At 41.6% G+C, this 11,887-nt stretch carries 9 protein-coding genes and 4 tRNA genes; 10 read left to right on the top strand and 3 right to left on the bottom strand.

Annotation, left to right across the window (positions count from 1 at the left end):
* Positions 1 to 80 precede the first annotated feature (80 nt).
* From ABTV71_RS26735 to ABTV71_RS26720, 4 genes are all read left to right on the top strand, one after another.
* Positions 81 to 158, top strand: a tRNA-Val gene (locus ABTV71_RS26735).
* A 9-nt stretch (positions 159 to 167) separates the two neighbouring features.
* Positions 168 to 245 (top strand) — tRNA-Val (locus tag ABTV71_RS26730).
* 9 nt (positions 246 to 254) lie between these two features.
* A tRNA-Val gene (locus tag ABTV71_RS26725) sits at positions 255 to 329 on the top strand.
* Positions 330 to 363: 34 nt separating this feature from the next.
* A tRNA-Val gene (locus ABTV71_RS26720) sits at positions 364 to 438 on the top strand.
* Between the two features lie 104 nt (positions 439 to 542).
* Here ABTV71_RS26720 and ABTV71_RS26715 read toward each other — a convergent pair.
* Positions 543 to 1,739: an acyloxyacyl hydrolase gene (locus tag ABTV71_RS26715; protein WP_433901654.1), complete on the bottom strand. Its 1,197-nt coding sequence runs from the start codon at positions 1,737 to 1,739 to the stop codon at positions 543 to 545.
* 229 nt (positions 1,740 to 1,968) lie between these two features.
* Between ABTV71_RS26715 and ABTV71_RS26710 the strand changes: the two genes are divergently transcribed.
* Positions 1,969 to 4,914: an insulinase family protein gene (locus tag ABTV71_RS26710; RefSeq protein WP_433901653.1), complete on the top strand. Its 2,946-nt coding sequence runs from the start codon at positions 1,969 to 1,971 to the stop codon at positions 4,912 to 4,914.
* A gap of 262 nt (positions 4,915 to 5,176) precedes the next feature.
* Here the strand turns inward: ABTV71_RS26710 and ABTV71_RS26705 are convergent, their stop codons facing one another.
* Positions 5,177 to 5,698 carry an NADPH-dependent FMN reductase gene (locus tag ABTV71_RS26705; RefSeq protein ID WP_433901652.1) on the bottom strand — a complete coding sequence of 174 codons (522 nt, stop codon included), beginning with the start codon at positions 5,696 to 5,698 and terminating at the stop codon, positions 5,177 to 5,179.
* Positions 5,699 to 5,925: 227 nt separating this feature from the next.
* Here ABTV71_RS26705 and ABTV71_RS26700 point away from each other — a divergent pair, with 227 nt between their 5' ends.
* The 5 genes from ABTV71_RS26700 (at position 5,926) to lepB (ending at position 10,882) form a co-directional block, all read left to right on the top strand.
* A complete protein-coding gene (locus ABTV71_RS26700) occupies positions 5,926 to 6,723 on the top strand; it encodes a ParA family protein (RefSeq protein ID WP_121120817.1) in 798 nt (265 codons plus the stop codon).
* A 1-nt stretch (position 6,724) separates the two neighbouring features.
* Positions 6,725 to 7,660 (top strand): ParB/RepB/Spo0J family partition protein, encoded by a 936-nt coding sequence (locus tag ABTV71_RS26695; RefSeq protein WP_121120815.1) that lies wholly within the window; start codon positions 6,725 to 6,727, stop codon positions 7,658 to 7,660.
* Between the two features lies 1 nt (position 7,661).
* A complete protein-coding gene (locus ABTV71_RS26690) occupies positions 7,662 to 8,384 on the top strand; it encodes a DUF5683 domain-containing protein (protein ID WP_121120813.1) in 723 nt (240 codons plus the stop codon).
* Between the two features lie 169 nt (positions 8,385 to 8,553).
* Entirely contained in the window at positions 8,554 to 9,297 is a 744-nt protein-coding gene (dapB, locus tag ABTV71_RS26685) for a 4-hydroxy-tetrahydrodipicolinate reductase (RefSeq protein ID WP_121120811.1), read from the top strand.
* 16 nt (positions 9,298 to 9,313) lie between these two features.
* Positions 9,314 to 10,882, top strand: coding sequence for a signal peptidase I (gene lepB / locus ABTV71_RS26680; RefSeq protein WP_121120809.1), 1,569 nt, complete (start codon positions 9,314 to 9,316; stop codon positions 10,880 to 10,882).
* A 269-nt stretch (positions 10,883 to 11,151) separates the two neighbouring features.
* Here lepB and ABTV71_RS26675 read toward each other — a convergent pair whose 3' ends face one another.
* The gene (locus ABTV71_RS26675; RefSeq protein WP_121120807.1) at positions 11,152 to 11,868 is read right to left on the bottom strand and encodes a pyridoxine 5'-phosphate synthase; all 717 of its coding nucleotides are present in this window, start codon (positions 11,866 to 11,868) and stop codon (positions 11,152 to 11,154) included.
* Positions 11,869 to 11,887 lie beyond the last annotated feature (19 nt).

Genomic DNA, 11,887 nt, shown 5'->3' with positions numbered 1-11,887 from the left:
TTCGAAAATAATTTTGAGAATAGAATTTTTAAGCTATATTTGCACACGCAATTAGGGAACGGCGTTCTTTAAAAAAGTATGGAGGCTTAGCTCAGCTGGTTCAGAGCATCTGCCTTACAAGCAGAGGGTCACTGGTTCGAATCCAGTAGCCTCCACCATACAAAGTCGGAGAATTAGCTCAGCTGGTTCAGAGCATCTGCCTTACAAGCAGAGGGTCACTGGTTCGAATCCAGTATTCTCCACCAATCCAAAACGGAGGCTTAGCTCAGCTGGTTCAGAGCATCTGCCTTACAAGCAGAGGGTCACTGGTTCGAATCCAGTAGCCTCCACAAAGCATCATCAAATGGTGCTTTTTTTTCGTTAGGGGATTTAGCTCAGCTGGTTTAGAGCACTACCTCGACAAGGTAGGGGTCACTGGTTCGAATCCAGTAATCCCCACAATAAAAAAAGCGTTCATATGAACGCTTTTTTTATGCAAATTAAAGGATATTTTAAATGCCCCCTTATTTTTTTAACAACTCGTCGGGCTCATCCAACAACTGTTAATTGCTAGATGGATTTTCCCGTTTCTTGCGCAACTTAAAACCATATCCTGTTGTCCATTCGATAAAATCTGCTTTACCGCCATGTGCTTTAATAGAAACTCCTGCAAAGAAATCTTTGTACACTTTATAGCGTACACCCGCCCTTAGATAAACAGGCGTGCTTTCACCATTGAATTTATTTCGGTGTAAGTATACGCCGACATTTCCATTGATATATAGTCTCGAATTTAATACATGGTCAATGTAGAAAGCCGGACCATAGGAAAACAATGCTCCAAAGCTCCCTGCTTTGTCACCGGCGACTTCCTCGTCGTTACCACTTGCTGAATAGAACGCATCCATTCCGGCACCTAGACGCCATTTATATCCCAAATGCCTGCTGTAATAAGCTCCTAATGTCGATTTAAAATATTGACCGTCATGTTCGCGATCAATCTGTTTGAAACCAAAAGCATAATTGAAATGCAGTTCTTCCATTTCTTCCATTTTTGGTACCGTACGTTTTCTGAAATCAAACGGTCTGCTTGTCGGCGTATAAGAGACGGACAAGCTCAATGGTAGCAGGTTTATTCCTGTGTTTGGCAAAGCCAATGCCCCATTGCTAAAATGGTGGAAAGCTACACCGGCACCGACCTGGAATTTTTGGCTCAAACGGTAGTTGGCCTGAAGTCCAAAGTCGATAAATACATTGTTTTTGCTTCCTATCAGGAGGTTAAAAGGATTATCCTCCTCGTTGTAGGGATTAAATCTGCCCGAGAGACCAAGTGCAATCCGGTAGTTGAAATTCCATCTCGAATTTATTTTGGGTTTAATTGGTATTGCTACAAAACCATAGAGCGCGAAAGGTTGTCCCAGATGTTCCTGGCCAAACGTGCTGCTATAGACTCCCACACCATAGATCGGGTAGTTGTATATCTCATTGTAAATGCTCTTTAAGGAGTCTTGAAACTGTGTCTGAAAGCCAACGCGGAAATTAAGCCCGCTATAATAAGAGTCGGCTAGGGTCTCTTTTGAGCGTTCATTGAATTTGAGTTCACCGCCACTTTCATGCTCAAGTTGAAATATTAACCTTGTTTTCGCGGGTTTGAGGTTATTCAATGTGTCTTTTTGATTTTCTATTCGGGGGGTGACCTGCGCATTTGTATGAAAGGAAAGTAGCGCGAAGATCACAAAAACAAGTATACTCGATCTCATGAATTAAAACGTTAGCGTTTTTTAAAATTTTTGCAAAAGTAAGAATGATTAACGATTGTAGCAATTTTCCTTTAACAGTTGGTTAATGCGGAGCATAAATTGACGCTTTTTAGCGACAAAGAACCACGTAGAACAACAGCGGAGCGCAATAATTGTTTTTATATGTTCGTGATTATATTGCATATCCACAGCAATTTATCTAAGTTTGAGTTGAAAAGAAAAAGGAAATATGATTAAAAATCTATTTAAAATTACCGCTGTTACGTTTGCTCTAACAACAGCGGAGGGAGCTTTGTTTGCTCAAAATGCCAAATTTGACTGGAAAGAAGCTTCTGAGGGTGGGTATATCTACAAATATGTGACCAATGACCCTACCCATTCAAGATTCTATAAACTTAAAAATGGCCTAACCGTTATTCTAAGTCCAACCAAAAAAGAACCGCGTATCCAAACCTATATCGCAACAAAAGCGGGAAGTAAAACCGATCCGAAGGACCATACTGGCTTGGCGCACTATCTGGAGCACATGCTCTTTAAAGGGACAGATAAATTTGGCTCCAAAGATTGGGCGAAAGAAAAGCCTTTATTGGATCAGATTGACGCGCTCTATGAAAAGTACAATGGTACAACTGATGAGGCGCAGCGGAAAGCAATATACAAGGAGATTGACCGGGTGTCGGGTGAAGCTGCAAAGTATGCGATCGCTAATGAATACGACAAGCTGATGGCATCCATGGGTGCCGAGGGGACAAATGCGTTTACCTCATTCGAACAGACGGTATACCAAGAGCAGATTCCGAGTAATGTGATGGATAAATATCTTGCTGTACAAGCCGAACGTTTTAGGAATCCGATACTGCGTCTGTTCCATACGGAACTGGAGGCTGTATATGAAGAGAAAAATATCGGATTGGATAAAGACAGCCGTAAAGCTGTGGAAGCTATGTTTGAGGCCGCATTTCCCAATAATAATTACGGAAAACAAACCACGATCGGTACAGTGGAACATCTGAAAAACCCGTCATTGAAAGCGATCCGTGAATATTTTCATACTTATTACGTGCCCAACAATATGGGGGTGATCATGTCCGGCGATTTTGATCCTACAGAGGTTGTAAAGAAAGTGGACCGGAGTTTTGCTTTTATGCAGCCTAAAGAAATACCTCCCTATACTTTCGATCCTGAGCAACCTATTTTGACCCCGATTGTCCGGGAAGTTAAAGGGCCGGATGCAGAATTTATGTTTATGGGTTTCCGTTTTCCCGGGGCCGCGACCAAGGATGCGCAGCTGTTAAATCTGATGAGCCAGATTCTGACGAACGGGTCTGCGGGTCTGATCGATCTGGACCTGGTGAAGAATCAGAAATTATTGGGCGCAGGAGCCTTTCCTTATGTATTGAAAGATTACTCATTATTGATTTTACAGGGGAATCCAAGTCAGGGACAGAGCCTGGAGGAGGTGCAGCAGTTATTACTTAAAGAACTGGAAAAATTGCGAAAAGGTGAGTTTTCTGATGACTTGATAGGCGCAATCGTCAATAACGCGAAAAAAGATGAGATCAAACAATATGAAAGTTATGGTGACCGTGCTGAAGCTTTGATGGATGCTTTCACATCCGGTCAGGACTGGGCCTCGGTGGTTAGCTATTCTGATGGGCTAAATAAAATTACAAAACAAGATATCGTCGATTTTGCCAATAAATATCTAAACGATAATAACTATGTTGTCGTTTATAAACGCAAAGGGATAGACAATAATGTCGTTAAGGTTGTGAAGCCGGAAATTACACCGGTGACTGTCAATCGTGACGATCAATCTGATTTCCTGAAAACGGTGGAAGCCATGCCTGAAGATAAAATCCAACCGGTGTGGGTAGACTATAATAAAGATGTTCAGAAAGCTACTGCGAATGGCCTGCCTGTACTTGCTGTGAAGAATAATGATAACGAATTATTCTCGCTGTCCTATCGTTTTGATGTAGGTAAATGGAATAATAAATTACTGTCGCTGGCTGCAGGATACCTGGAGTTTTTAGGTACGAAAGATAAATCCAGCGAGCAATTCAGTAAAGATTTTTATCAATTGGCGTCTGATTTTTCGGTGTCTGCCGGAAACGAGGAAACATTGGTTTCAATTTCGGGTTTAAATACAAATTTTATCGCTACGCAGTCTTTAATTCAGGACTTATTGCGCAATTGTATTGCAGATGAGGAAGCTTTCAAAATGTATATTGTCCGTCTTAAGAAGTCCAGAGCCAATGCAAAGGAAAACAAAGGGGTTATCATGGAAGGTTTAAAATCGTACGCAAAATACGGAGCCAAAAACCCGTTCAACAATGTGTTTACAGATGCGGAGCTGGATGCGTTGAAGGCAGAAGATTTGGTGAAAGCACTGCATGATCTGGCCAATATGGAGCATACTATACTGTATTTCGGACCGTTGAGCACCAGTGAGTTTGTGGCAAAGGCAAAACCATTGAAACAGGGTGCGGGCGACTACCTGAAGGGCACAAAAGGTTTGGTGTTTACTGAACAGCCAACCACAAAAAATCAGGTGCTATTTGCTGATTTTGATATGAAACAAGCCGAAGTGTTCTGGTATAGAACTTCCGGTCTGTATTCGAACCCATTAACACCAACAGTGTCATTGTTCAATAATTATTTTGGCGGCGGCATGGGCAGTATTGTTTTTCAGACTATTCGTGAATCAAAAGCATTGGCCTATTCTACTTACGCATTTTATGGGCAACCGTATAAAAAAGAAAATCATTATACGGTAGGCGCTTATGTAGGTACACAGGCCGATAAATTCAATGAGGCGATCAAGGGTATGAACGAATTATTGGATGTGCTGCCCGAAAGTGCGAAAGGATTGGATATTGCTAAAGTGAGCTTACAAAAATCCATCGCCAGTGAGCGGGTGCTGAATGCATCTATATTAAGTAGCTATCTGGCGGCACAACGTCTGGGCAATACAACAGATATCCGTAAAGCTGTCTATGAACAAGCGCCTAAGTTGACTTATGCTGATTTAAATATGTTTCACAAGAAAGAAATGAGCCGAAAACCTTATGTATATTGTATTGTGGCGAAGGAAGATGGTCTCAAACCGGAAGATCTTGCTAAATTGGGCGAAGTGAAAAAACTTGACTTAAAAGAATTGTTTGGGTATTAGTTTTTTTGTTATCCCTATTTTAGATGGGGATCGGAGACTGTTTTTTTTTGGGGGGGGCTTTGGCTGATAAACTGTTGCCTTTTTCCGAATATGACTTTACAAAAAGAAGCCTTTGACATACCAAAGGCTTCTTTTTTTGTGATTCGTTCACCCGTATATCTTTGTCTTGGTACATGATCTTCACAGGTGCGCGTAAAATATATGAAAAGCTCAAAAGTGTCTGTCGAGGGTACTATCAAGGGCGAATACCTGCAAGGATGAATTAAAACCGTACGATTTCCTCAATCTGTTCGTTGATAAACTGGAGCGTATCTTCTTTAAATAATTCTCCGTTTTCGTTCAGTTCCTGTTGTACATTGGGGAGGAATATCTTGAGCGGGAGAACATGCATTCTGAGGTAGTGACATATTCCTGTGAGGTGATCTATTCCGCGGAGGTTGCCATATCTTCCGGAGGATAATCCTACCAATGCAACTTTTTTGTGGTAAAAACTAATGGGGAAGGTGCAGCAGTCAATAAAAAGTTTGAGTGCACCGGGGATGCTTCCATTGTATTCAGGTGCGACAAAAATAAACATATCGGCTTGGCTAACTTTTTGCTGGATCGGTTCAAAAGCAGGGCTTCTTTTTCCGTAAAGGTCTGTTTCCAAAATATTTGCAGGGAGATCTGATAGCGAAAAGATCTCGTTCTCAACGGATTTACGGTGAAGTAGCTGTTGGTAGCATTTTGCTATTTTTAACGTCTTACTATGAGGACGGTTTGTTCCGGATATTATTAAAATCATTGTGTTGTTGATACTTATAAAAAGCACTATTTCAAAGTGGATACATATCTTGATTTTTTGTATCTTAGCATCCTGAGGATATGTGCTTTTGATCAATCAAAAGTACGAAATATGCTGAATTTGTTTGGCTAAATTAAATTTAGCGTAAATATTTGGACAAATTGATCTTCAGGAAAGTGAAATGTAGTGTAAAATGACATTTTAATTAAGAAAGGTTTTCATTCAAGATGGGAAAAGTAATCGCAATCGCAAACCAAAAGGGTGGGGTCGGAAAGACCACAACGTCAATTAATTTGGCGGCTAGTTTGGCGGTTTTAGAATATAAGACATTGTTGGTGGATGCGGATCCTCAAGCAAACTCCACTTCTGGGATTGGTTTTGACCCTCGTACAATCAATGAAAGTATATACGAATGTTTGGTCAATGATCTGAACCCAAGAGACGCTATTCAGTCCACTGAAACGCCTAATCTTGATCTTTTACCGGCCCATATTGACCTGGTAGGTGCAGAAATTGAAATGATCAATATGCATGAACGGGAGTACAAGATGAAGAAGATCTTGGATCAAGTAAAAGATGATTATGATTTTGTTATCATTGACTGTTCACCTTCATTGGGATTAATTACCATTAATGCCCTCTCGGCGTCCGATTCAGTAATCATACCGGTTCAATGTGAGTATTTTGCATTGGAAGGGCTGGGAAAATTGCTGAACACAATTAAAATTGTTCAAAACCGTTTAAATACTAGTTTGGAGATTGAGGGTATTTTGTTGACGATGTATGATGTGCGTTTGAGGCTTTCCAATCAAGTTGTTGAAGAAGTGAAAACGCATTTTACGGATTTAGTTTTTGATACCATCATTCAACGTAATACTCGTTTAAGTGAAGCTCCTAGTTTCGGTATTTCTGTTATCATGCACGACGCTTCCTGTAAAGGTGCGATCAATTATTTGAATCTGGCGCGTGAAATATTGCAGAAAAACGGGCATTTTAATGAAATGAATACAACAGTAACCGCATAATATGGCAGCACATCAGCGTAAAACAGGACTGGGAAGAGGTTTAGGTGCGCTATTAAACGATAGTGTAGAAGCTCCTGCAAAAAATAGTCAGCAAGTGGAGGAGGCTCCTCTAGTGACGCCTGCTACAGCAAATACAACAAAAGAAAATGGCAGTATCAGCCATGTTCGGGTGGAAGAAATATCGGTGAACCCGTTTCAACCCCGTACGGAATTTGACCCGGTCGCATTACAGGAATTAGCTGAATCCATTACCTTACAAGGGCTAATCCAACCGATTACCGTACGCAAGATTTCGGATGGAAACTACCAGTTGATCTCTGGGGAGCGACGTCTTCGAGCTTCAAGACTGGCGGGCATAACTGAGATTCCAGCCTATATCCGTACAGCCAATGACCAGCAGATGTTGGAAATGGCTTTGATCGAGAACATCCAACGTGAAAACTTAAATGCCATCGAAGTGGCATTAAGCTTCCAGCGCATGATCGAGGAATGTAATTTAAAGCAGGAGGAATTGGGCGAACGTGTCAGCAAAAACCGTTCGACGGTAACGAATTATTTGCGCTTATTAAAACTACCGCCGGTCATTCAAGCTGCCATACGCGACGGCGCTCTAACTATGGGGCATGCACGCGCGTTGATAAATATCGCAGAAGTGGATAAGCAGCTCTATATCTTTAAATTGATCATCGACCAGGGACTTTCGGTTAGAAAAGCCGAAGAGTTAGTTCGTGAACTTCAAAAAGGGGGCAAGAAAAAAGCAGTTAAGGATAAAACTCCAATGTCCTTTCAGCTGCAGAAAATTGAAGATGATCTGGCTTCGAAATTTTCGTCAAGAGTCAAATTGAATTTAAAGAGCACCAAAGGCAAGGGGGCTATTGAAATTCCTTTTGAATCCGAGGATGACCTGAGCCGTATTCTTGAACTTTTAGACTGGTAATATGGCCAAGTTAATAAGTTTGTTCTTTGCCTTATTTGCTGTACTTATCGTGCACGGACAGACTGTCGATACAATTTCCAAAAAACAGGTCCAAACGATCAAAACAGAAAGTTTGAAACCAAAATCGGCACAGGATACTATAAAAAAGGAATCCAGAAAAGAACGTAAAAAGCGTGAAAAGGAGGAAGCCAAGGCGAAGGAGAAGGTCGTATTTAAAGATTCTACGCGTTTAGCGATTGAAGCAAAGAATAAGCAGGCCTGGAAGCGTTCTTTGGTGCTCCCCGGTTGGGGGCAATATTCCAACGGCGGTTTATGGTGGATAAAAGTCCCTGTGATCTATGGCGGATTGGCGACTACAGTGCTCGTTTTCGATTTTAATAATAAATATTATAAAGAACTTTTGGGGGTATTGAAAGACCGGAGCGAAGGTAAGCCAGTAGATCCTTATTATAATCAGGTTACAAATGAGGCAATTATTCGTGGAAAGGATAATGCAAGGCGAGACCGCGATCTGATGGTGTTACTCACACTTGGAGTATACGGATTGAACGTCGCTGAAGCTTATATCGATTCGATGCTAAAATATCGCTGGAGCATTGGTGATGATAAGCCCAAAAAGACGGCTTTTTCCATTGGACCTACATTAATGGATGCCAGTCTAGCATCCGGTTCATTTACATTTAAACCTACTGTTGGATTAAAGTTGTCCATGAAATTCAATTAAACTTTGGGTCGGAGTCCGTATTAAGTATCATTGAATGACGATTTAAGGCCCTTATGGTCTTAAATATGGACACTTTTAATAAAAAATCGTTGTTAACCATGGTTTTGTGTCTGTTTTTCACTGGAATTTTTTAATTTTAAAAATAAACTATACTTTATTTTCTAGATATATGAACATCATTCTCTTGGGATATGGCAAAATGGGGCAGATTATCGAAAGGTATGCACTGAAGAGAGGCCATCAGATTTTTTTAGTTGTGGATGAAAATAATCGTCCCGGCCTGACAGTTGATGATATTAAGGGAGCTGATGTAGCGATCGACTTTAGTGTGCCATCAGCTGCTCTGGATAATATGAATCTTTGCTTGGAAGCTGGTGTGCCGATTGTCGTAGGGACAACGGGCTGGTACGATCAACTGGAAAGTGTCAGAGAAAAATGTTTGGACTTAGGGGGAACCATTTTATATGGTTCAAATTTTTCGATCGGCGTGAATGTGTTCTTCCATATCAATCGTATGTTGGCACAGGCTTTACAACCTTATAAACAATATGATGTTCAGGTAGAAGAAATCCACCATATCCACAAATTGGATGCGCCGAGCGGTACAGCAATCACCATTGCCGAAGGTATCCTGGATCACAGTGATGTGAAGACAAACTGGGTCAATACTGTCGTGGGTGAGCAGGATGAAATTATTCCTAAACCACAAGAACTTCTCATCGAGAGCCATCGAATTGAAGAAGTCCCAGGTACACATACCGTGTTGTACAGTTCCGAAGTAGATCAGATAGAATTTAAGCACACCGCACATAGCCGTGACGGCTTTGCTTTGGGTGCGGTAGTTGCTGCTGAGTGGTTGAACGGTAAAAAGGGATTTTATCAAGTGACTGAAATTTTCGATTTTAATAAATAGTACTAATTAATAGATTATGTGGTTAATTATCTTTGCGGTTTTAACAGCAATAGCGGGATATGGATTGTGGCAATTGTTTGTTAAAGCTGGCAGAAAGGGCTGGGAAGCAATCGTACCTTTTTATAGTCAATATATTCAAGCCAAATTAACAGGGCGGCCAACTTGGTGGGTGATCTTATTGCTGATCCCGATCGTTAATATTTTTGTTTTCTATAACCTGTACCTCGACTTTATCCATTGTTTTGGCAAGCGTCGTTTTTGGGAAAATGCGGCGGCTGTTTTGGTCCCCTTTATTGTACTCCCAATGTGGGCAAAAGATAATAACGTACGTTTTTTAAATGGCTTGTATGCTAAAAACCTAAAGACCGCCGCGCAGGAAGGTGTAGAATTGACAGCGGAAAAGCGTGCGGAAATTGAGCAGGAATCCTTTAAGGAATACAAGATTAAATATCCATATAAAAAATCTATGGTGCGTGAATGGGCTGACGCCATTGTTTTCGCAACTGTAGCGGCTTCGCTTATCCGTGGATTTTTAATCGAAGCGTATATGATCCCTACTGGATCCATGGAACGTACGCTATTAATTGGGGATTTTCTATTCGTAAGCAAACTGAATTATGGCCCTCGTGTGCCAAATACGCCAATTGCTTTTCCTTTTGCACATCATACCATGCCGGTAACTGGTGGAAAGGCTTACTCTGAGCTTATCGAGCTGCCCTATAAACGGCTCCCCGGATTTCAAAAGATTGAGCGAAATGATGTCGTAGTTTTTAATTTTCCCGCAGGGGATACTGTTGCGTTGGAAAACCAGAATGCTAGTTATTATGATCTTGTAAGGGCTTACGGCTGGCAAACGGTAAACTCGCAGTTTACGATTCAGGCTCGGCCGATCGATAAACGTGAAAATTATATCAAACGTTGTGTGGGTTTGCCGGGAGATAAGATCTCCATGAAGGATGCAAAGCTATTTGTCAATGACCAACCCGGATTTGACCCGCCTGAAAGTCAATTGGATTATCTGGTGCTGACCGACGGAACTCCATTGAACATGGATCGTCTACGGGAATTGAGAATAGAGGCTGTAGGCTCGGATCAACAGCCCGGAGTTTATCAGCTGTTTATGACCAAGGACGAGCTGGCATTGGTGAAATCCTGGTCAAATGTAAAAGAAATCAGAAGAAGTCCAGTTGGGGAAGGTGCCTATCCCTATGACCCTCAGTATAAGTGGGATTTTGATAATTTCGGTCCGATACTTATTCCAAAGAAAGGCTGGACGGTTGCCCTGAACGCGCAGACATTACCAATTTACGAACGTGCAATTCACGTCTATGAAAATAATAAATTGGAGAAACGGGCTGACGGGATTTATATCAATGATGTCAAAGCGGATAGCTACACTTTTAAAATGGATTATTTCTGGATGATGGGGGATAACCGCCACAATTCCCTGGATTCAAGAGGATGGGGCTTTGTTCCTGAAGACCATATCGTGGGCAAGGCATTATTCACCTGGATGAGCTGGGATGAAATCGGTTCGGGCCTTTCTAAAATCCGCTGGAACCGTATATTTAAGGGAATTCATTAATCCTTTTATAAGGAGTGCATCTTCTTTTGATGGTGGATTTAAAACAAATAGAAAAAGGCTTTCTTCCTGCAAGAAAGCCTTTTTCTATTTGTCTTTTCCTTATTCTGGAAAGTCTCTTTAGTCTTGTTTTTTTGCGGAGAGATGCAACTGTGGCTTAAGGTACCTGGCTGTTTGGACAAAATCCCGGTGCTGACCGGAGCGCTTTCCCAATAGAGTTGTACTTACCTTAGCTGTGCTTTAACCAGTTTAGCCAGTCCTCATCGTATTGTTTATTTTAAGCAGGCCAGATAGCGTTTGATTGTTTCTTCAAGACCGAGGTATAGCGCGTCTGAAATTAAGGCATGCCCAATGCTGACTTCCAGTAATTCGGGTATATGCTGATTAAAATACTGGAGGTTGTTTAAATCGAGGTCATGACCCGCATTCAGGCCTAATCCAACTTCACGTGCTTTCACTGCCGCTCTAAAATAGGGGCTGATGGCGGCATCTTTATCAAAACCATATTCGCTGGCAAAGCCTTCTGTATATAATTCGATACGATCCGTACCTGTTTCAGCTGCTGCCTCGACCATCTCCTCAACTGGGTCCACAAAGATTGAAACACGTATACCGGCATCTTTGAACAATTGGCACATATCCTTTAAGTAGGCTTTGTTTTTGATCGTGTCCCAACCATGATTGGAAGTCAACTGCCCTTCAGCATCCGGTACCAAGGTTACTTGGGCAGGCTTATTGGCGAGGACAAGATCAATGAATTTCTGTTCCTGGCAATTGCCTTCGATATTGAGTTCGGTCTGAATTTCAGCTTTTAAGTCAAAGACATCCTGATAGCGGATATGCCTTTCGTCCGGTCTTGGGTGGACAGTGATGCCCTGCGCCCCAAAACGTTCGCAGGCTAATGCAGCAGCCACAAGATTAGGATTATTGCCGCCTCTTGAATTTCTGAGTGTTGCGATTTTATTGATATTTACTGAAAGTCTAGTCATTTTACTATATGTTATAGGG

Source organism: Sphingobacterium puteale, assembly GCF_050986225.1.
In the GTDB taxonomy this organism is placed as follows: domain Bacteria; phylum Bacteroidota; class Bacteroidia; order Sphingobacteriales; family Sphingobacteriaceae; genus Sphingobacterium; species Sphingobacterium puteale.
The sequence above is the reverse complement of the archived record's forward strand: the minus strand, read 5'-3'. Positions and strand labels throughout refer to the sequence as shown.